The following is a 20,943-nucleotide window of genomic DNA, read 5'->3' as shown; positions in this document are numbered from 1 at the left end:
TATAATGTTAAAAAATTAAAAATAAGCTCTTAATTGAATGTTTCCAGTATGAATAGCCAAATTGGTTTCACTTTTTCTACCTTCATAATTTAAGTTGATATCTAAAAACTGTGTTATATTTCTTTGTATTAGTAGTTTCCAAGTCAAATTTTGCCCTGTTTGCAAGCCTTCTAACATTTGAAATCCAACAGAAGAAAACTCATTTCCATCAAATTTATTTTGGTAAAAAGAAACCTCTCCATTCATGGTAAATTTAGATTCACTCGCATAAGAAAAAGAAGTTCCAAAACGATTTTGAATTAATTTTTCTGATAAGCCTATTTGATTTTCTTTTTTTTGTAATTCATAAAAAATATCCCAACTCGTATTTTTAGAAAATAAATAGCTAATTTTTGGTGCGAGTTGGTAACCGGTTATTTCATAGTTTTTTTCTAAATAATTCTCGGAATTTATTGCTGTTTGAATAGTTTTGGTCAAAAAACCGAAGAGCCAACTTTTTTTGTATAAATGATTGTATTGTAACTGATGGGAGCTATTTGTTGCTTCTTGTGATCCCGTAGAAAGAAGATTTTTTGTTTTGCTTTCTAAGTAAGTGTAGGTTACAGAATGATTTTGCCTTCCTCGGTTATAAAACAAGCTGTTTCTTAAACTCGAATTTAAGCCTAAAACATTTTCATTACTTGAACTAAAAGGATTTAATTCAAAGTTGGCACCATTATTCCTGTTTTTTCTATCCATTATAAAAGCTGTTTGGTTATAAAAGTAGGATAAGAATTTTTTTATTCCTTTCTCATTTTGCCACTGGATTGGATTTAATGTCAAAGACTGCGAAAATTTATTTTGATGAGTTTTAATATACAATCGATTCGGTAAAAAAATGCGGATAAATTTGGCTTGATCTATAAATGGAGCTATTTCAAACTCTTGTAACTCTTGAATTCCGTTGTTGTTATAGTCATTCCAAGTGTAAACTCCCTGTCCTATAGGTACTTCTATATAAGTGAATTCTTGCTGTGGAATGCTTCCTGAATTGGTTTCGTAAGTAGTAGTATTTTGAATAAATTGATTGAAATAACGGTCTGTGTATACAATTCTAGAGTTTAGCGATGATTCTTTTTTTCTAGAGTCATTACTGAATTCTAATATCCTGTAATTAGCATATACAGATAAGTCACTCGTATTGCTTTGAATTAATCTTGATTTTAAACGAAAAGTTTGAGAGGTATTTACCCTTTGAATAATGCTTTTTTGCAAACTATCATTAGTGCGTTTTAGATATCCTAATTCTACAAAAACTTTGGTACTGTCTCCTCTTCCTGTAAAAAATCCATATTCTGTAAACTTTTGACTGAATGCAGAAAATGCATTGGTATTCTTATTTTTCTCTTGATTGTCCTCTAGTCGTAAGCTTGCGCCTATCCAGTTTTTATCAAAATGAAACCGAACTTGAGATTGACTTCTAACAAAATGAGAGGAAAGGAGGCTGCCATTACTTTTTAGAAAACTGCTTTGATTTTTGAAATTCCAATTTTTAAGTTGAAAAAATCCATCTAATAAATGTCGATTTCCGGAGAAATTATCAGAGAAATCTAATTTTTCAAACTGATACTTTATTTTTCCTTTGCTAACGGTATTGTTTTTTGGATTTAAATCTAATTCTAAGCCTGAAATAAGTAGGCTTTGGTTCCCAATTCCCAGCGTTCCTAAATTCCAATCTCTATTAAATTCAATGGTGTACAATCGCTCTACTGAGGTAAAGTCCTTTTGGACAAATTGATAATTTGTAAAAGCATCTAAAGTCCATTTTTTAGAGAAAAGACGTTGTTTGGCATTTATTTTCCCTGCTAATCCTTTATTATCACCATCATTTAATGAAGAGAATAAATTTTTATCATTGTTACTAATTCCTATTTCAAAATCGATTGCTGTTTTCTCAGTGGGTTTGTATTTTCCTAAAAAAGTAGCTACTTGGATTTTTGTAGGTGCAACCAAAGGCACGGTTGGTTCGTAATTCCCTTGTGGAATTCCATTTATTGGCGCAACATATTGATATACTCTTGTGATCGTGGTTGAATTGGTTAAACTATAATTTCCTTTAAAATCGCCCACTAAAGTAAATCGCACATTATAAAGCTCTTCTTGTTTATCTGTTGAATATTCAAAAATTTCAACAGTATTTAAAACAGATTTTCGGTAAAGAACTTTGTTGTCAGAGTAGGAATCTACATAGGCTGAAGGCGCGACCATAAGATTTTGATTATCTCCTGCATTAATTAATATGTCTGCTTGCGCTTGCGACAAATTTTGCTGTAAAGGTTGATTTTTTTGGTCGTTTTCAGAGTATAAATAACCACCAAAACTCCAAGAGTTATTCTCGTGCGTGGCTCCTGCATAGGTTACAAATCGAGTATAATTTCGATCTGAATACTGGTATTCTACCGTAATTCGCATTTCAGACGTAATGGTAAACAAAGGTGTAAAGATGATTTCTCCAGCATTATAATCGATTGTGTAGTCGTTATTGTCTCCTCTTTTTAGCTGAGTGCCATTTACATAAACACGTTCAGATCCTGAAATGACTAATACATATAATTCTCCATTTTGTCCTTTTAATTTATAAGGGCCTTGATTTCCTTCCTGACCAATAATAGCACTTTTAGCATATTGACCACGAACCAAAGCTGCGGAGGCAAATGCATTTGTTTTGCTTGTGGCGGTATCAAAGTCGAAGCTTGTAGCAAGTCCTTGTACTTTTTTATTGAAATTTAAAAATTGTGTTTTCTTATTTTCAAGGAATAAATCACCTACTCGAATATTCCATTTATCACTAAATAATTCCATGAAAATATTGTCGAACTGATCCAATTTTTGTGAATAACCTCCATCTTGTAATGGGATGTTGCTGTCTTGAATTGAGGCCCTTAGGCTTACTTTTTCAGAAATTTTTCCAGTTATTTGGAGGTCTAAATTAGAATTTAATACTGCATTTTGATTATTTCCAATGGTTATTCCTCTTGTGATACTTCCTGAAGTATTTAAGCCATCAAAAGGAATGTTTTTGTTTGTACTTTTCTGTTCTATTTTATATAAATTACCCAATCCCGACTCATTGTTTACCAGACGACTTGAGTCATAGATCTTATATTCTTGAGTTAATAAATCAGGAAATTTTAAATATTTTACAGTAATGGAATCCCTTTGTAAAGGGCTATTTTCTTTAAATAATAGAATCCCTTTTTTAAAGTTTATTTGATAAAAAGCAGTGTCAATGGGATTTCCATTCGAATCGAGTATTTTAAAAAAGCTGGAATTAATACTTTCTTTTTCAATGTAAATTGTATCGCGGGACGGAATAATTTTTTTGGTTTTGTATAAGGTATTGATTTCTTGAGCATGAAGCCCAGAAAAACAACTTATTGTGAGCCAAAAAAGAAATTTTTTAAACATAAATACAGTTACTCAAAAGCATCAAAAGTAGTATTTATAATTTAATTTTATCAGAATGAGTTTATTAGGGAGTAAAGTTAGAAATTTCCCCTAAAAGATAATGGGAATCAAGATTTCTCCTTAATTCCCATTAGTTTGTCTATAAAAATAGTTTTATATTTCCTTAGTTACGACTTGCATAGTTTCTCGGCTTACTTGTTTTAGTAAAACAACTTTGTTTTCTTCAACAGTATGTGCTGCGGTATCATTAAAATGTCTGATGGTGTAAAGAGTAACATTCTCTTCAAAATCAACTTTAAATTTTTTTGATAAAATCGCATTCAACTCATTAAAGTTATTGAATTTGTCTTCGACACAAACAGAAAAACTAATGGCAGAATTCTGAATTAGGTTTACTTTGAGTTTAAAACGGTGAAACAAGGCAAAAATTTCGCTAATGTTCTCTTCCATTATAAAGGAGAAATCTATAGAGGATAGCGAAATCAATAGTTGATTTTTCTTGACGATAAAGCAAGATAAATGAGGTTCTAAATCGACTCCTTTTGCAACACTAGTTCCTTTTAATAAAGGATTTATAAAAGACTTTACATACAAAGGAATTTCCTTTTTTTGTAAAGGTTGCAACGTTTTTGGGTGAATTACCGAGGCACCATAAAAAGCGAGTTCAATTGCTTCACGATACGAAATTTGATTAAGTAAGCTTGCATTTTCAAAATACCTTGGATCGGCATTCATCACTCCAGGAACATCTTTCCAGATGGTTACGCTTTCGGCATTCAAGCAGTAAGCAAAAATAGCTGCGGTGTAATCTGATCCTTCACGACCTAATGTTGTGGTAAAATTATTTTCGTCGGAGCCTAAGAATCCCTGTGTAATATTAAGGATTTTACTTTTTATATTTTTTGATATGTTTTTTTGAGTCAGTTCCCAATCTACTTCTGCATCTCTATAATTTGCATCAGTTTTTATAAAATTGCGAACGTCAAGCCATTGTGTTTGTATACCCATAAAAGTCATAAAATGACTCAAAATAGTAGTCGAAATTAATTCGCCAAAGCTAACAATCTGATCATAGACAAAATTATAGTTAGGAGATTTGTTGTTTGCTAAAAAATATTCTAAATCTGAAAATTGAGAATTAACAGCTGCAAAAACTGCATTTTTTTCGTCCTCAAATAAGTCCATTACAATTTGATTGTGGTATTTTTTTACCTCTTGAACCGCCGAACTTAATTCGGGAGATTTATCAAAATAATTTTTAATAACCAATTCTAATGCATTGGTTGTTTTTCCCATAGCAGAAACAATTAGCAACACATCTTCATAGCCCACTTTTTGTAAAACGTCATAGACATTTTTTATTCCTTCGGCGTCTTTTACAGACGCTCCACCAAATTTAAATACTCTCATATTACTATTAATTCTACCGTTCTTAAACTTTATGTTTTTTTGTCCATATGCGCAATAATAGTTTGCAATGGATTTAAATTTTTAATTTAGATTCAACAAAATGGTTAATTCCTTCTTCGTCCATTTGTACAACTAACCAACCATCAAGAATTTTTGCTCCTGATTTTTTGTAAAATTCGATTGCTGGCGTATTCCAATCCAGAACATTCCATTCCACTCTTCTTACATTATCCTTTTTGCCTTGTTTTAAAATTTCAGAATATAAGGCGTAGCCTAATCCTGTTCCTCGCATTTTTTCTTTTACAACTAAATCTTCCAGATGAATTGTTTTTCCTTTCCAAGTAGAAAAGCGATAATAATACAAGGCGATTCCAACAATTTCTTTAGTTTCTGTAGTATCGGTTTCTACTTCGGCAACAAAAACTTGAAATAATGGATTTGTTCCAAAACCATCCCGAACAAGATCTTCAACCGTGATTTGAACTGCATCGGGTTCGTTTTCGAATGTTGCTAATTCTTGAATTAGGTTCAAAACAGCTTTCATGTCCTCGGCTTTTCCTTTTCTAATATTCATAAATAGTTGGTTTTTATCGTTCTTAGTGGGTACTTACAAAGCTAATGAGCTTATAAAGTAGTGATTTTGAAAGCAAATATACAATACTGATAAACTAAGTAAATATTATTGAATTCATTTTCACAAAAAAACCGATATTTGTGACTTCAAAATAACTACAACGATTTCGCAATGAAAGAACGCAACAAAACACTAGGTGAGTTTATCATCGAAAACCAAAATGCATTTCAATATTCTTCTGGAGAACTGTCAAGAATCATCAACTCTATCCGATTAGCTGCAAAAGTGGTTAATTATAAAGTAAATAAAGCGGGATTAGTGGATATCATTGGTGCAGCTGGAGAACAAAATATTCAAGGTGAAGATCAACAAAAATTAGATGTTTATGCCAACGAGGTTTTTATTCAAACTTTAATCAATAGAGAAATTGTTTGCGGAATAGCTTCAGAGGAAAATGATGAATTTATTACCGTAGCAGGAAGTGATAAAAGCCATAATAATAAATATGTAGTACTCATGGATCCTTTAGATGGTTCCTCAAACATTGATGTAAATGTATCTTTGGGGACTATTTTTTCAGTGTATAGAAGAGTAACACCAATAGGATCTCCTGTAACAATGGAGGATTTTTTGCAACCAGGAGTTAATCAAGTGGCTGCAGGTTATGTAATTTACGGAACTTCTACAATGTTGGTTTATACAACTGGTCATGGTGTAAATGGATTTACTCTGAATCCTGCAATTGGTACGTTTTATTTGTCTCATCCTAATATGCAATTTTCTAAGGATGGACATATTTATTCTATTAATGAAGGGAATTATGTTCATTTTCCACAAGGAGTAAAAAATTACATTAAATATTGTCAGACTGAAGAAGAAGACAGACCTTATACTTCTCGTTATATCGGAAGTTTAGTTTCAGATATTCATAGAAACATGATCAAAGGTGGTATTTATATTTATCCTACTAGTTCTAAGGCTCCAAAAGGTAAATTGCGTTTGTTGTACGAGTGTAATCCGATGGCATTTATTGTAGAACAAGCAGGAGGAAAGGCTTCGGATGGTTTTGGCAGTATTATGGAAATTATACCGACTGAATTACACCAGCGCGTTCCTTTTTTCTGCGGAAGTTACAATATGGTAGAAAAAGCAGAGGAATTTATGGAAAATGCTAAATTAAGCAAATACTAAAAATAAAAACAGCACAAAAAAAAGCTTCCAATTATAATGGAAGCTTTTTTTTATATTTTATTTATTCATGTTTTGCATTTCAAACAAAAAAGTTTCAAGATCAACTTCTTTATCTGCTAATTTTAATGATTTGTTTACGATGTAGTCAACATTATCAATATTAAAACCTAATGCGATACAAATTTTTCTAAGAAGTAATTCTTGTTTGTCTCCTAAATGATGATCAACATGAATCATTCGAACTAAGTCGAACAAACGATCTAATCTTTGCTCGTGTAAATAGGGAGCGTTTATTGGAAAATTTAAAGGATTTTCTAAAATCTCTTCATATTCTGCAGGAGAAATTTCAAGTTTAATGGCTAGTTTGTCTAAAAATGCTTTTTCTTCTGGAGAAACTTTTCCATCAGTAAGCGCCACACGAACAATAGCTGAAAAATGACCTTGGTTTCTTTGCTTAAATCCGCTATCAAATAAATCTGAAAATGACATAGTTTTTGTTTTTTAACCCACAAAGATAAATCTATTTTTAAATTTATTGATTTTTTAATTTTTAATTTTTTTTCTTTTAAAAATATATGTTTTCATTTCCGTTTATTTAAATATTCAAATCAATCATTTTCAAAATTAATCGTAAGTTTACAGCCCTTTATCAACTTAATATTGTACTAATGTCAGAATTTTGGATTTACTTTCAAATAGGATTAAAACACGTTTTAGATATACACGCCTATGATCACGTTTTATTTTTAATAGCTCTTGCTGTTCCCTTCTCTTTTAGCGATTGGAAACGTGTAGTTTTATTAGTAACACTCTTTACTATTGGGCATACCATGGCATTGATGTTGTCTGTTTTTGGTATAGTTGCTATCAAAGTAAATGTTGTCGAATTACTTATTCCAATAACTATTTTGATAACAGCTTTATTCAATTTATTTACGGCAGGAAAATCCGGCAAGAAGGAAAGTATTAACTTAGTATTTTTTATCACGCTCTTTTTTGGAATAATTCATGGTTTGGGTTTTTCAAATTATTTTAAGTCTATTTTAGGAGGTACCGCAAGTTCTAAAATCTTACCTTTAAGTGAATTTGCATTAGGTATAGAAGCCGCACAGATTGTAGTGGTTTTTGTAGTTTTAGTGCTTTCTTATATTGTACAAACTATTTTTAGATTCTCCAAAAGAGACTGGACTTTAGTGATGTCAGCTTTTATAATAGGAGTTGTTATACCAATGATTATCGCTAGCGAAATCTGGCACCGATAAATATGAACGAAAAGAAATTGAATAAGTACGACAAAGCATATCTTAGAATTGCTAGTGAATGGAGTCTTTTGTCTTACTGCAAACGCAAACAAGTTGGCGCAATTATTGTCCGGGATCGAATGATTATTTCAGATGGTTATAACGGAACGCCTTCTGGTTTTGAAAATTGTTGCGAAGATGAAGCGGGTTTGACACGTTGGGATGTACTTCATGCTGAGGCTAATGCGATTTTAAAAGTAGCTCGATCTACACAATCTTGTGAAGGCGCTACCTTATATATTACACTTTCACCTTGTAAAGAATGTAGTAAACTGATTCACCAATCCGGAATAAAAAGAGTCGTGTATCACAACGGTTATCGCGATGATTCTGGCATTCAGTTTTTGATAAAAGCAGGAGTAGAGGTAGAGCATATTCCTGAGTTAGAAGAATAGAAGTCATTTAAAAGTTGTCAAAAAAAAGCTGTTACTATTAAAATAATCTGACCATCAAATGAAATTTAATACAAAATTTTTACCTCTTCTCTTTTTTGCAACACTTGCCTTAGGTGTTGTATTGGGTGGTATGTTAAATTTCCCAAACACAGCAGAATATCTAGTAAAAAACAATTCGAAAAGCAAACTCAATAAACTAATCGATTTTATAGATAATGATTATGTTGATGCAGTTAATACAGATTCTATAGTAGATCTAACGGTCAATAACATATTAGCTAAACTAGATCCACATTCTATTTATATGCCTCCAAGCGAACAACTGCAAGTAGCAGAAAGTATGAAAGGAAATTTTGTGGGAATTGGAGTCAATTTTTATATGTATAAAGATTCCGTTGCTGTAATAAAACCGGTTGCTGATGATCCTTCTGCAAAAGCAGGTATAGAGTCTGGAGATCGTATTTTGTATGCCGATAAAACAAAACTATTTGGACGAAAATTACCAAGTGATAGTTTGTTTTCTAAATTAAAAGGAACAGTAGGTTCTGATATTGAACTTACTATTTATAGAAAGTCAGAAGGCAAGAAACTAAAAGTAAAAATTAAAAGAGATGTTATTCCCATAAAAAGTGTTGATGCGGCATTGCTTTTAAATGCTACTACAGGATACATAAAAATCAATCGATTTGCCGAAACTACTTATAGCGAGTTTATGACCGGCTTAATAAATCTTAAGCAACAAGGCGCAAAATCATTAATTATTGATGTTCGTGATAATGGAGGTGGTTATATGGAAGAAGCCATTGCAATTGCTGATGAGTTATTGCCAAACAAACAACTAATCGTTTTTACTAAAAATAAAAAAGGAAATGTAGATAAGACTTTTGCGACCGAAAAAGGAAGTTTTGAAAACGGAAATGTATTTATTTTGATAAATGAAAATAGCGCTTCAGCGAGTGAAATTCTTGCGGGTGCTGTTCAAGATAATGATAGAGGTACAATTGTAGGGCGTCGTTCTTTTGGAAAAGGATTAGTGCAACGCGAAATGGATTTTTCCGATGGTTCTGCAGTGCGTCTAACGATTGCTAGATATTATACGCCAACGGGTCGCTCTATTCAGAAACCATATACAAAAGGGAATGAAGCTTATTTTAAAGAATCAGAATCTCGTTATACAAATGGCGAATTGTTTGATAAAGATAGTATTAAGGTTTTAAAAGAAATAAAATTTAAAACTAAAAAAGGGAAAATTGTTTATGGCGGAGGCGGAATTGTTCCAGACGTTTTTGTGCCTCTTGAAGTAGAACATGGCAATGAAGGTACTGCCTATTTATTGCAGTCGGGCATTTTAGGAAATTTTGTATTCGAGCAACTGGATAAAGATAGAAGTAGTTTTAAAGGATTGACTTTTGAGCAATTTCAAGTCAAAATGAAACAGACTAATCTTTATTATGATGCTTTTCAAAAGTTCATTTTTGGAAACGGATTGGACTTGAATTTTGGAAAAAGTAAATCTTTAGTGCAACGGTATTTGGTGGGTGAATTTGCAAGGCAACTTTATGGAGAAAAATATTATTATGAAATTGTATTAAAAGAAGATGCAATGATTAAGGCAATTTTAAAATAATCGATTAATGAATAAGTTTAAAATAGGTTTTCTTTTGCTGCTTACTGCTTTCGTGTTCGCTTGTGCAGGTATGAAAGATAAAAATGCAATTGAAGGAACGGTAGATGCGGTTGAGTTTGGTAAGGATGGCTATACTGCCAAAATTAAAACTACCAATAATAAAATCTTCTACGCAACGGTAAGTATCGTAAATGTTGGAGGGCACGAGAACTACAAGGTTTTTAAAGTAGGAGAACAAGTGTCTGTTACAGGAGATCTATGGGAAACGGATACTGAAAATCATATTACAGTTAGAAAAATCATTACTGCAAATTAATTATTACTTTCTAATTATCTTATGCTATCGTGAGCATGAGTTTGTATGCCGTGGTTCCATAAAGTAAGAATGTCTGTTGCTACTGCAGCACCACTACCAGCTGCAATTGCGAGTTGGCTTCTCCAGCCTGCTAAAGTTCCAATTACATAAATGCCTTCGGCAACTTTATGATCGTTATTTTTGAGTTGAATTCTTTGTTTTTCTGGAAGCGATTTTTTGTGAGGTTCTACATATTGCATCAAGCCTTCGATGGCAAATGTATTTGCTGCGCCAATACCAATAACGATCATTTTAGTGTTGTAATTTGATCGATTTGTTATAACGGTAAAATTGGGAAACTCTCCTTCAATTTTAAGTGCTTTTTCGTTAGGTATTTGTACGATGTGAGGATGAGTTGCTGAGAGTTGATCCGTACTTTCTTTTAATAAATCGGAGCCCAGTTTTCCACTCGGAATTCCGTATGCATTGTTGAATAATGCTTCTTGTAATGAAGAGGTTTTTTGATGGGTAAAAACGCCTATTTTTTTATCAGAAACAAAAGATTTGTTTTTTGCTGAGCCCAAAATAAGCGAACATGACATTCCAGAAACGCCACCTCCTATTATTAAAACATCAAACATAAGGATTTATTTTCCGTTGGTTTTTTCTTCAATTCTTTTTGACATTTTAAAAATCAAAAGTATCATAACCGCACAAAAAGAAGCTGCAATGCCAATAAATGCAACTACACTATCTCCTTGAAATGGATTTCTAAAATCAAGTAAAGTAACATTAAATAGAATTAGAGCAATTGCTAAAAATACCAATATGTTAATAAAAATTTTCATAATGTGTTATTATTTTAAAAGTATCAAGTAGATGATTTTATTGTCAAACGAAATTCGTTGAGAATCTAATTTGTTTTATTATCGGGTCTTAAGGGCGTAAATTTAGGTAAATTTATTTTAGACAAACAAACCTTTAACATTCGCAGCGAATAATTTAACAGCTATTGCTAAAAGTACTACTCCAAACGTCTTTCTAATCACACCAAGTCCATTTTTCCCTAGCATTTTCTCTATCTTAGAAGAAGATTTTAGTACTACATATACTAGAATTATGTTCAAAACAATGGCGATAATAATGTTTGCTGTGTGAAATTGAGAGCGCAATGAAAGTAAAGTGGTCATTGTTCCTGCTCCAGCAATTAGAGGAAAAGCTAGAGGAACGATAGAGGCGGAACTGGCTTCTTCATCACGGTAAATACGAATGCCTAAAATCATTTCAAGAGCCAAAAAGAACAATACAAATGAGCCTGCTACAGCAAATGAATTGACATCGATCCCTATTAATTTTAATAACTCTTCTCCAACAAATAGAAAGGTGATCATTATAACTCCTGAAACTAAGGACGCTTTTTCTGATTCGATATGTCCAAATTTTGCTCTTAATCCGATGATAATTGGTATAGAACCAATAATGTCAATTACTGCAAATAGAACCATTCCTACGGTTATAATTTCCTTAATGTCTAATCCTAGCATGGGCTTTTTTTTGTTGCAAAGTTACTCTTTTTGATTAAGTATCAAATTAATATCAGTAGCAACAACCACTCTATTTGTAAAATTTTGCTTGTTTAGAATTTTTTAACTCGTTAATTATTTTTTTACAAATAATTTGAATCCATTTTTAAAGGGGAATTATTGGTTGCAAAGAGACTAAAATTAAAGTTTTATGATAAAATTTGCGAATTAAATTTTTTAGGAGTCTAGGCAAGTTGGTCTTGTTAAAGTTGTTTTTTAAACCTTAAGTTATGGGATTCTTAATTACCTTTGCGGTTAATTATATAAGCACTACAGAATAATGTTTCAATTAGGAAAAACCATAGTTTCAGAGGATTTACTCGAAAAAGATTTTGTTTGTAATTTAACCGCTTGTAAAGGCGCTTGCTGTGTTGACGGTGATGCTGGAGCCCCTTTAAGCTTAGAGGAAACAAAGATTTTAGAAACCATTTATCCTAAAGTGAAACCATTTTTGCGTAAAGCAGGAATTGATGCTATCGAAGCGCAAGGAACTTGGGTTACTGGTGTAGATGGTGAACTTGAAACTCCACTAATTGACGGTAAAGATTGTGCTTATGTAATGTTTGATGGTAAAACTGCGCTATGTGGTATCGAGCAAGCCTACAACCAAGGAATTATCGATTGGAAAAAACCGGTGTCTTGTCACTTGTATCCTGTTCGAGTGAAAGATTTTACGGAATTTGCCGCAGTTAATTATGATAAATGGGACATTTGTGATCCCGCTTGTTCTTTAGGTCAGGAATTAGAAGTTCCTGTTTATAAGTTTGTCAAAGAGGCCTTAATTCGAAAATTCGGTGAAGACTGGTATATGGAATTAGAGCAAGTAGCACAAGACTTAAAAAACCAAAAATAAAAATAAACTTTACCTTATTATTTTGTTTACTAAACCCTATGTTTTACGGTGCTTTAGCGTTTCTTAACGTTTGTAATTCGCTGTATTACAGTATTTTGTAATAAATCGTAAAATCACATCTATTTCTTTCCTTTGTTAAAAACTAGGGGAGATTGTGGATAAGTTTGGCTTTTTATTACCGCAATATTTCACAACCTTTGTAAAGCTCAAAAAGCTACAAAATTCATTAAACGCATAAAAAAAATAAATCCATACAATGACACAACTAGAGCCAATTTTACAACAAAATAAAAATCGTTTCGTAATTTTTCCTATCAAACATCATGATATATGGGAGTTTTATAAATCAATGGAAGCTAGTTTTTGGACGGCAGAAGAAATTGATTTATCTCAGGATTTAAACGACTGGAATAATAAGTTGAATGATGATGAAAGGTATTTCATTAAGCATATTCTTGCATTTTTTGCTGCTTCTGATGGAATTGTAAATGAGAATTTAGCAGAAAACTTTGTAAATGAAGTGCAATATGCTGAGGCTAAATTTTTCTATGGTTTTCAGATCATGATGGAGAATATCCATAGTGAAACCTATTCTTTGTTGATTGACACTTACGTGAAAGATGAAGCGGAGAAAGATGATTTATTTAATGCTTTAGAAGTTTTTCCTGCGATTAAGAAAAAAGCAGACTGGGCATTAAAATGGATTGAGTCCGATTCTTTTGCTGAAAGATTGATTGCATTTGCAGCCGTAGAAGGAATTTTCTTCTCAGGAGCATTCTGTTCTATTTTCTGGTTGAAAAAACGTGGATTGATGCCAGGTTTGACATTCTCTAACGAATTAATTTCTCGTGACGAAGGTGTTCACTGTGACTTTGCAGTGCATTTGCACAACCACCACTTAATTAATAAAGTTCCAAAAGAAAGAATTAGAAGCATCATCGTTGACGCTTTGAATATTGAAAGAGAATTTATCACAGAATCACTTCCTGCAAGTTTAATAGGAATGAATGCAGTATTGATGACTCAATATTTAGAGTTTGTTGCTGATAGATTATTAGTGGAACTTGGTTGTGATAGAGAGTACAATACTTCAAACCCATTTGATTTTATGGACATGATTTCGCTTCAAGGAAAAACAAACTTCTTTGAAAAGAAAGTAGCTGAATATCAAAAATCGGGTGTGATGAACACTGATGTTGATGCTCAAAAAATATCTTTTGACGCTGACTTTTAGTATTGAGCCACAAAGACGCTAAGCCGCAAAGAAAAGTAAGGTTTAGTTTTAAGTGAAAATTTCATTATTTTTTTGGTGATGTAGCGATCTAAAAAGGTTACTCAAGCATAAAGAATCTTTGTGCCTTGGTGTCTTTGTGGCCAAAAAATAAGTCAATCCAAGTAGAAATAACTTCTTGTCTCTATGACAAAAAGATAAACATAAAGCATAAATAAACTTTGTGCCTTAGCGCCTTCGTGGCAAAATCAGATTAACAAATAACTAAAAACAGCAAAGGGATTTGTTGTTTTAAAAAAAACAAAAAAATTATGTACGTAGTAAAAAGAGACGGTCGCAAAGAGCCTGTAATGTTTGACAAAATCACAGATAGAATTAAAAAACTATGCTATGGTTTGAATGATTTGGTAGATGCTGTAAAAGTAGCTATGCGAGTGATTGAAGGACTTTATGACGGAGTTTCTACGTCAGAATTAGATAATTTAGCTGCCGAAACTGCGGCTTCGATGACGATTGCGCATCCGGATTATGCACAATTAGCTGCGAGAATCGCGATTTCAAATTTGCATTCGAATACCAAAAAAGCTTTCTCGGAAACTATGAACGATATGTTTCATTATGTGAATCCAAGAAATGGTCAAGAAGCTCCTTTATTATCAGAGGAAGTGCATAAAGTGATTATGGACAATGCGGAATTTTTAGATTCGCATATTATATACAATAGAGATTTCAACTACGATTATTTTGGTTTTAAAACACTAGAGCGTTCGTATTTGCTTAAAATAAACGGTAAAATTGTAGAGCGTCCGCAACATATGTTGATGCGTGTATCGGTTGGAATTCACTTAGGTGATTTAGATTCAGTGATTGAAACTTATGACTTAATGTCTAAAAAATTCTTCACACACGCTACACCAACGTTATTCAACGCAGGAACTCCAAAACCGCAAATGTCTTCTTGCTTTCTATTAGCGATGCAAGATGATAGTATTGACGGAATTTACGATACATTGAAACAAACCGCTAAAATCTCGCAATCAGCAGGTGGAGTTGGTTTGTCTATTCACAACGTTCGTGCAACTGGATCTTACATTCGTGGAACCAATGGAACTTCAAACGGGATTGTTCCTATGTTGAGAGTTTTTAATGACACGGCAAGATATGTAGATCAAGGTGGTGGAAAACGTAAAGGTAGTTTTGCGATTTACATCGAAACTTGGCATGCTGATATCTTCGAATTTCTAGATTTGAAAAAGAATACTGGAAAAGAAGAAATGCGTGCTAGAGATTTGTTCTTTGCGATGTGGACTTCTGATTTATTCATGAAACGTGTGCAAGAAGATAGTTACTGGACGTTGATGTGTCCTAACGAATGTCCAGGTTTGTATGATGTTTATGGTGACGAATTTGAAGCCATGTACATCGGTTATGAAAAAGCGGGTAAAGGTAGAAAAACCATTAAAGCGCATGAATTGTGGGAGAAAATTCTAGAATCGCAAATCGAAACTGGAACGCCATACATGTTGTATAAAGATGCAGTCAACAGAAAATCAAACCAGAAAAATTTAGGTACTATTCGTTCATCGAATTTGTGTACAGAGATTATGGAGTTTACTTCTAAAGATGAAATCGCAGTTTGTAACCTAGCGTCTCTTTCGTTACCAATGTTTGTGGATGGTAAGAAATTCGACCACGACATGTTGTACACGGTGACGAAACGCGTAACAAGAAACTTAAACAAAGTAATTGATAGAAATTATTATCCTGTAATTGAAGGAGAAAATTCTAATAAACGCCACAGACCTATTGGTCTTGGAGTACAAGGATTAGCAGATGCATTTATTATGTTGCGTTTGCCTTTTACCTCTGACGAAGCTAAAAAGCTAAATCAAGAAATATTTGAAACCCTTTATTTTGCTGCTGTAACCGCTTCTATGGAAATGGCAAAAGAAGAAGGACCGTATTCTACTTTCGCAGGATCGCCAATGTCTCAAGGAGAATTCCAGTACAATATGTGGGGAATGAAAGATGAGGATTTGTCAGGTCGCTGGGATTGGGCTTCTTTAAGAAAAGAAGTGATGGAACACGGTGTGCGTAACTCGTTATTAGTAGCGCCGATGCCAACCGCTTCAACGTCTCAAATCTTGGGTAACAACGAAGCATTTGAGCCTTATACTTCTAACGTATATACACGAAGAGTGCTTTCAGGAGAGTTTATCGTGGTAAATAAGCATTTATTGCATGATTTAGTAGAGCGTGGCTTATGGAACGAAACCTTGAAACAAGAATTAATGCGTAATAACGGATCGGTTCAAGATTTGAATATTCCGCAAGATTTGAAAGAATTGTACAAAACAGTTTGGGAAATGTCAATGAAAGATATTATTGATATGTCACGTCAACGTGGGTATTTTGTAGATCAATCACAATCATTGAACTTGTTTATGCAAAACGCCAATTACTCTAAATTGACTTCGATGCATTTCTATGCTTGGCAATCTGGATTAAAAACAGGAATGTATTATTTAAGAACAAAAGCAGCTGTTGATGCGATTAAATTTACATTAAATAATGATAAAAAAGCAGAACCAATTGAAGTAGAAGCTAAACCGATACAAGTAGCAGTTCCTGCTGCTCAAGTAGAAATGAGTTCTGAAGAATACAGAACCATGATCGAAATGGCCAGAAATTCTGATCCAGACGATTGCGAAATGTGTGGATCGTAAATTGTATATTAAAATGAAAAAGGCTTCTTAATTGAAGCCTTTTATAAGAATAACTTAAATCTATTTGCCGAGGTAAAGAAAATCAAACGCATAAAAAAAGGGAAATCTTTCGAAATCCCTAACTTGGAAACTTAAAATTAAAACGGCCGGCAAGCTTTTAAAAAATTAAGTTATTAAGATGATGAGGTTACCTCACCTACTTTTTTTATACTTCAAAAGTATATAAATTGAATCTTCTTTCCAAAGTTATTTTTTTATTAAGACCTTTTTTCCACTAAAAAAACTTGTCATGAGTTGTGGTTAATGGTGTTGAAATTTATTAACAAAAAAAAATTATAACTTTTACAATAAGAAGATTATGACAAACCTAACAGTTTACAGATTTACTCTTAATAATAGAGCAAATGAACAACAAGTATTGAGTTTTTACAATGAAGAAGAAGATTTGTTAGAAACGATGGATAACTACTGTAGTCATATCCATATGAATGCACAGGGATATATTGATGGTCAAGGCAAATACCGAACATTTTGTTTATCTAATAGGCAGAGTAAAGACTACTCCAGTAGAATTATATCAGGCTACATTGCATCTGCATATACGGGTGAATATGGAAAAATACAAGACAGGAAAACCTCTACTATAAAGTATGATATTTTGAAAGCGGATTTGTTTAGTAAAGATTTTTTTTATCTTATACATGTTCCGAAAAATTCAAAGTACGGATTCTTTATTTTTCAGAAAAAAGAAAATCATGGTGTGAAATTAGTTTTTGAAAGAACGTTTAATTCTTTCATGAGATCTAAAGGTGTCTCTAATTATTCGTTAGATTTGAAGCAAGCACCTGCCAGATATCTAATTAGTAACTATCTGAAATTTGGAAAATTAAAAGAGTTTCGATTGATTGGAGCTGAAACAAAATCTACTTTCGAATCAATGTATATGAGTGTAGGCAGAGAAGACAGAGTTGTAAAATTGAACAGAAACTCAGATAATGAAGCGGTGAAGAATATTTTAATAAAACTATTTGATAATTTCTCTCAAGAAAGTAAAATTTCTTTCATGAATTATGGTGAGTTCGATGAGATAGCATTTCTGATAAATTATAATGGATCTTCAAAAACTTTTTATATTCGTGACAGAGAAAAAATCCGCGCCAATGTAAATGTGACTACAATGGTGGATTTTGTAGATGGCGAAGCTACTTACGAATCATTAATAAAAGTTTGTTTAGAATTAATAAACTCTGCTGCTTAGTAGAAATGTTTAAACGAGTTTATGATTTCTCTGTAGGGCCACGAGTTCTACTTGTCTTTAAAAATACAAATATTATAATGCAAAAAGAAAGTCCCTAAAAGACTTTCTTTTTGCTTTGTAACATTTGTAGTAATAATTAAAGAATTCACTTAACTTTACTCCGCATCTTTTTCAAAACCTCTCAAATGAAAATAAACAAACTACTTATAATAGGGTTAGTAATTTCTAATCTTTGCATGGCGCAGCAATATGATGGAGTTAAAATGGAAAAAAGCAAAGTAGATAAGAACAATGTTATTTATCAAATTGGCAAAACATTTATGTATTCCTATTCTATTCAAAAGAATGAAAACAAATATTTTCTCGTCAATAACACAGAAGACAGTTTAACTACTAATGAAGTGGATAAAAATAAAATTGATGCTATTAAAATGTCCGTTATAAAACCAAAGATGTTTCAACGGACAAACAAAAATCAAACTGAAATCCGCTATAATTTTGAACCCAATCCTAAATTTTTTAGTTCAACTGGAGTAGTCGAAAATAAAGAGAATGTTTGGATTCATCCTCCCAGAATCGGATTTTTAAATGCATTAGAAACCTGCCCCTTTCCTTATATTAAATTAAATAAGCCTGTTGGTTACACTTGGACTGACAAGATGAGCATTGGCGATCATTGGTCAAACAAACAATGGGGAGAATGGAAAGGTAGACTTCTTTTAGATTACACTTATGTAATTGTTGGGAAAGAAGCAATCAAAACTAGTCTTGGAAGTTTAGATTGTTATAAAATTAATTCAACTGCAAAATCCAATATCGGCGAAGGTAAACTGGTAGCTTTTTATAACGATAAATATGGTTTCGTTAAATTAGAATATACCTTAATGAACGGAATTCAAATCGATATTAATTTAGTTGAAGTTAGTGAATAATCGTAGGTGCTAAAAAGCTTTACTGTTACTTTTATGTAGACTTTTTTATGTAAAATAAAATAGGACAAGAAATACTTATTCAAAAAGTACTGACAGATATTACTAATGGTAATACATCTACTAATGAAGAAATGAAGCGATGATTTGAATCTAATATTGCAAATAAAGGATAGTTTAATAAGGCTATTATGAATTTATTTTTTGAAATTTTATAAAATGGAAATCAAAGATTCTTAAAATAAGTACTGCTAAGAAAATTGTTTTAGTTGAGCAGTTATGGGATAGTATTTCTAAAAAAGACATTGGCTTTCATCGGAACTCAAATCTGAATTAGATTTTCGATTGCAAAAAGTCGAGGAAGGTAGAGCTGAATATTTTACTTGGCAAGATGTGAGAAAACATATTGATTATTACATAAATGAATGATTTACTCGCATGAGATCAATGCCATTTAATTAAGTTTTTAACTCTCCAACGTTGTCATTCTGACGAAGGAAGAATCTTTGTTTGTTGCTCTAATTTCTTGAGATTGCTTCGCCTGTTCGGTTAAATCCTCGAGTTCTCCTTCGTCGGAATGACAAATAGATAAAATCACATAATTATTATCCTTAATCTGGTCTTATTTAGCGAAAGCATCCCAGTTTTGCCTACAATCATACATTAGAACGTTTCACTTCACAAATTGTAATTCTGCGAACTCTGCTGTTTGATGAAAACCATGTTTTTTGCTTTGATACGGTTTTAAGGATTGGTATTCTTTAGTTTGTCCGAAGTCAATTCGGAATAAATTTCCTTTCCAAATGGTTCCAATTTTTGGTGTATTAAAATTGCCGTTTGAAATTTCGTTTAAACTCGAAAACGGAACAGCAATTTCGACGCTATATCCAGAATCGGTAATTTTTGAAGCTGTTTGCAATCCTTTTACACTAATTGATAAATCAGATTTTCGTTTGGCGCAGTCACTTCCAATGCATCGAATAAGCAGATCGTAATTACTGCTGAAAGCATTTACGCCAATTTCAATGTAATTTTTAACTTCTGCATCTGGACTAATAAAAATCTCTACTACATCATCAGTTTCAAAGAGAGGAGAATCTTGCTTCCTTGCTTTGCCTACAATTTCAGAATCGATACTATTGTAAGCGATATATAAAAAATTATTATCCCAAGAGAGAGACGCAACGGTTGTTTCTGTTGCTTTTTCTTCAGAGTTATGAATAACAAATGGCTGCGAAAAAGGAGAATGCCAGTCGGATAAATCACCATCAATAACTATGGGTTGCTTTGTCTTATGAATTAAAACAGTCTGTGATTTAATTTGTTGCACACTAAAAATCAGTAAGAATACTACAATAAGAGTGTTTTTCATTTTTTACTTCAATACGTTACTTTGAAAAAAGGGCAAATAATAGGTTTTAGAACTTTATATAAAATTCAAATGTATCTTTTTATGGAATCAAAACTTTATTTCTATTCAAAATAATTGCCTTTTCTATTTGTGAATAAGCTTTATTTCTTTCGTTATTATTAAAGTTCCAATTTATTTGGTGTTAAAAAGCAAAAGTAATTTTTTGATTTAAAAAAGTCTAAAGCATTCGATAAGAGTGAGAATTTCATAAATCTATCTTAAAATAGTATAAAGATAAAGTTCTCAACCTGAGATATATTTGTATTATCAAAAGAATGTGATTATGAAAGCAATTCAATATACTAAAAAAGTTAGCACGAATATTTTACGTTTAATATATTCTACGTGTACCAATGATTTGGTTATAAATTCGAAACAAGCCAGTGTGATCGAGGATTTTTTCTTAGCCTTTTGTATCGAATTCAATCGCTTGTTCATTGCAGATAGTCTTTTAATGAATGTTTTGCAAAAACACTGTATAGTAAAAGCAAAGACCTATATTGATCATACTAAAAATATATGTAGAGATAATTTTCTTGAAGATAGAAATGCTTTTCTTGAATTTTTTGGTTCGAATGAAAATTATAGTATTTTAAATAAAATGAGATTATTTGAAAAAACGAATAATTAAGCAGCTCGGTTTTGCTCCTTTGATTTTATAATCTTCTTTTGTAAATAAATCTGAATTTTCACTACCGTTGGCTAGTATTGT

The 20,943-nt window shown here is 32.2% G+C and carries 19 protein-coding genes; 11 read left to right on the top strand and 8 right to left on the bottom strand.

Annotated elements, in window-relative coordinates; translation table 11 throughout:
- Positions 1-15: 15 nt before the first annotated feature.
- The 3 genes from J3S90_RS03455 to J3S90_RS03445 form a co-directional block, all read right to left on the bottom strand.
- Positions 16-3,447, bottom strand: a complete 3,432-nt coding sequence (locus J3S90_RS03455; protein WP_210644757.1) for a hypothetical protein — start codon at positions 3,445-3,447, stop codon at positions 16-18.
- A 153-nt stretch (positions 3,448-3,600) separates the two neighbouring features.
- Positions 3,601-4,857: an aspartate kinase gene (locus J3S90_RS03450; protein WP_210644753.1), complete on the bottom strand. Its 1,257-nt coding sequence runs from the start codon at positions 4,855-4,857 to the stop codon at positions 3,601-3,603.
- 73 nt (positions 4,858-4,930) lie between these two features.
- A complete protein-coding gene (locus J3S90_RS03445) occupies positions 4,931-5,431 on the bottom strand; it encodes a GNAT family N-acetyltransferase (RefSeq protein WP_210644751.1) in 501 nt (166 codons plus the stop codon).
- A 171-nt stretch (positions 5,432-5,602) separates the two neighbouring features.
- On the opposite strand from J3S90_RS03445, the gene fbp reads away from it, so the two are divergent.
- The gene (fbp, locus tag J3S90_RS03440) at positions 5,603-6,622 is read left to right on the top strand and encodes a class 1 fructose-bisphosphatase (RefSeq protein WP_188048974.1); all 1,020 of its coding nucleotides are present in this window, start codon (positions 5,603-5,605) and stop codon (positions 6,620-6,622) included.
- Between the two features lie 57 nt (positions 6,623-6,679).
- Here the strand turns inward: fbp and J3S90_RS03435 are convergent, their stop codons facing one another.
- Entirely contained in the window at positions 6,680-7,111 is a 432-nt protein-coding gene (locus tag J3S90_RS03435) for a tellurite resistance TerB family protein (RefSeq protein WP_210644749.1), read from the bottom strand.
- A 179-nt stretch (positions 7,112-7,290) separates the two neighbouring features.
- Between J3S90_RS03435 and J3S90_RS03430 the strand changes: the two genes are divergently transcribed.
- Genes J3S90_RS03430 through J3S90_RS03415 form a run of 4 tightly spaced genes read left to right on the top strand, consistent with a single transcriptional unit; the run spans position 7,291 to position 10,261 of the window.
- Complete coding sequence (locus tag J3S90_RS03430) at positions 7,291-7,884, top strand: HupE/UreJ family protein (protein WP_188048972.1); 594 nt, start codon at positions 7,291-7,293, stop codon at positions 7,882-7,884.
- A 2-nt stretch (positions 7,885-7,886) separates the two neighbouring features.
- Positions 7,887-8,318 (top strand): deoxycytidylate deaminase, encoded by a 432-nt coding sequence (locus J3S90_RS03425; protein WP_188048971.1) that lies wholly within the window; start codon positions 7,887-7,889, stop codon positions 8,316-8,318.
- 58 nt (positions 8,319-8,376) lie between these two features.
- Positions 8,377-9,945 carry a S41 family peptidase gene (locus tag J3S90_RS03420; protein ID WP_210644748.1) on the top strand — a complete coding sequence of 523 codons (1,569 nt, stop codon included), beginning with the start codon at positions 8,377-8,379 and terminating at the stop codon, positions 9,943-9,945.
- Between the two features lie 7 nt (positions 9,946-9,952).
- Positions 9,953-10,261, top strand: a complete 309-nt coding sequence (locus J3S90_RS03415) for a hypothetical protein (RefSeq protein ID WP_210644746.1) — start codon at positions 9,953-9,955, stop codon at positions 10,259-10,261.
- A 14-nt stretch (positions 10,262-10,275) separates the two neighbouring features.
- Here J3S90_RS03415 and J3S90_RS03410 read toward each other — a convergent pair whose 3' ends face one another.
- From J3S90_RS03410 to J3S90_RS03400, 3 genes are all read right to left on the bottom strand, one after another.
- Positions 10,276-10,881 (bottom strand): FAD-dependent oxidoreductase, encoded by a 606-nt coding sequence (locus J3S90_RS03410; RefSeq protein ID WP_210644744.1) that lies wholly within the window; start codon positions 10,879-10,881, stop codon positions 10,276-10,278.
- Between the two features lie 6 nt (positions 10,882-10,887).
- Positions 10,888-11,088 (bottom strand): hypothetical protein, encoded by a 201-nt coding sequence (locus tag J3S90_RS03405; RefSeq protein ID WP_210644742.1) that lies wholly within the window; start codon positions 11,086-11,088, stop codon positions 10,888-10,890.
- Positions 11,089-11,205: 117 nt separating this feature from the next.
- Positions 11,206-11,784: a MarC family protein gene (locus tag J3S90_RS03400; protein ID WP_188048966.1), complete on the bottom strand. Its 579-nt coding sequence runs from the start codon at positions 11,782-11,784 to the stop codon at positions 11,206-11,208.
- Positions 11,785-12,103: 319 nt separating this feature from the next.
- Here J3S90_RS03400 and J3S90_RS03395 point away from each other — a divergent pair, with 319 nt between their 5' ends.
- From J3S90_RS03395 to J3S90_RS03375, 5 genes are all read left to right on the top strand, one after another.
- Positions 12,104-12,676: a DUF3109 family protein gene (locus J3S90_RS03395; RefSeq protein WP_210644740.1), complete on the top strand. Its 573-nt coding sequence runs from the start codon at positions 12,104-12,106 to the stop codon at positions 12,674-12,676.
- Positions 12,677-12,932: 256 nt separating this feature from the next.
- A complete protein-coding gene (locus tag J3S90_RS03390) occupies positions 12,933-13,910 on the top strand; it encodes a ribonucleotide-diphosphate reductase subunit beta (protein WP_210644738.1) in 978 nt (325 codons plus the stop codon).
- A gap of 308 nt (positions 13,911-14,218) precedes the next feature.
- Positions 14,219-16,633, top strand: coding sequence for a ribonucleoside-diphosphate reductase subunit alpha (locus J3S90_RS03385; RefSeq protein WP_188048963.1), 2,415 nt, complete (start codon positions 14,219-14,221; stop codon positions 16,631-16,633).
- A 358-nt stretch (positions 16,634-16,991) separates the two neighbouring features.
- Complete coding sequence (locus tag J3S90_RS03380; RefSeq protein WP_210644736.1) at positions 16,992-17,891, top strand: hypothetical protein; 900 nt, start codon at positions 16,992-16,994, stop codon at positions 17,889-17,891.
- Positions 17,892-18,076: 185 nt separating this feature from the next.
- Positions 18,077-18,823: a hypothetical protein gene (locus J3S90_RS03375; protein ID WP_210644734.1), complete on the top strand. Its 747-nt coding sequence runs from the start codon at positions 18,077-18,079 to the stop codon at positions 18,821-18,823.
- 670 nt (positions 18,824-19,493) lie between these two features.
- Here J3S90_RS03375 and J3S90_RS03370 read toward each other — a convergent pair.
- Complete coding sequence (locus tag J3S90_RS03370; protein ID WP_210644732.1) at positions 19,494-20,192, bottom strand: carbohydrate-binding family 9-like protein; 699 nt, start codon at positions 20,190-20,192, stop codon at positions 19,494-19,496.
- Positions 20,193-20,514: 322 nt separating this feature from the next.
- On the opposite strand from J3S90_RS03370, the gene J3S90_RS03365 reads away from it, so the two are divergent.
- A complete protein-coding gene (locus J3S90_RS03365) occupies positions 20,515-20,862 on the top strand; it encodes a hypothetical protein (protein WP_210644730.1) in 348 nt (115 codons plus the stop codon).
- The last annotated feature ends 81 nt before the right edge of the window (positions 20,863-20,943 follow it).

The organism is Flavobacterium flabelliforme, from assembly GCF_017948675.1.
Taxonomy (GTDB): Bacteria; Bacteroidota; Bacteroidia; order Flavobacteriales; family Flavobacteriaceae; genus Flavobacterium; species Flavobacterium pygoscelis.
This window is presented reverse-complemented; position numbering and strand designations above follow the sequence as displayed.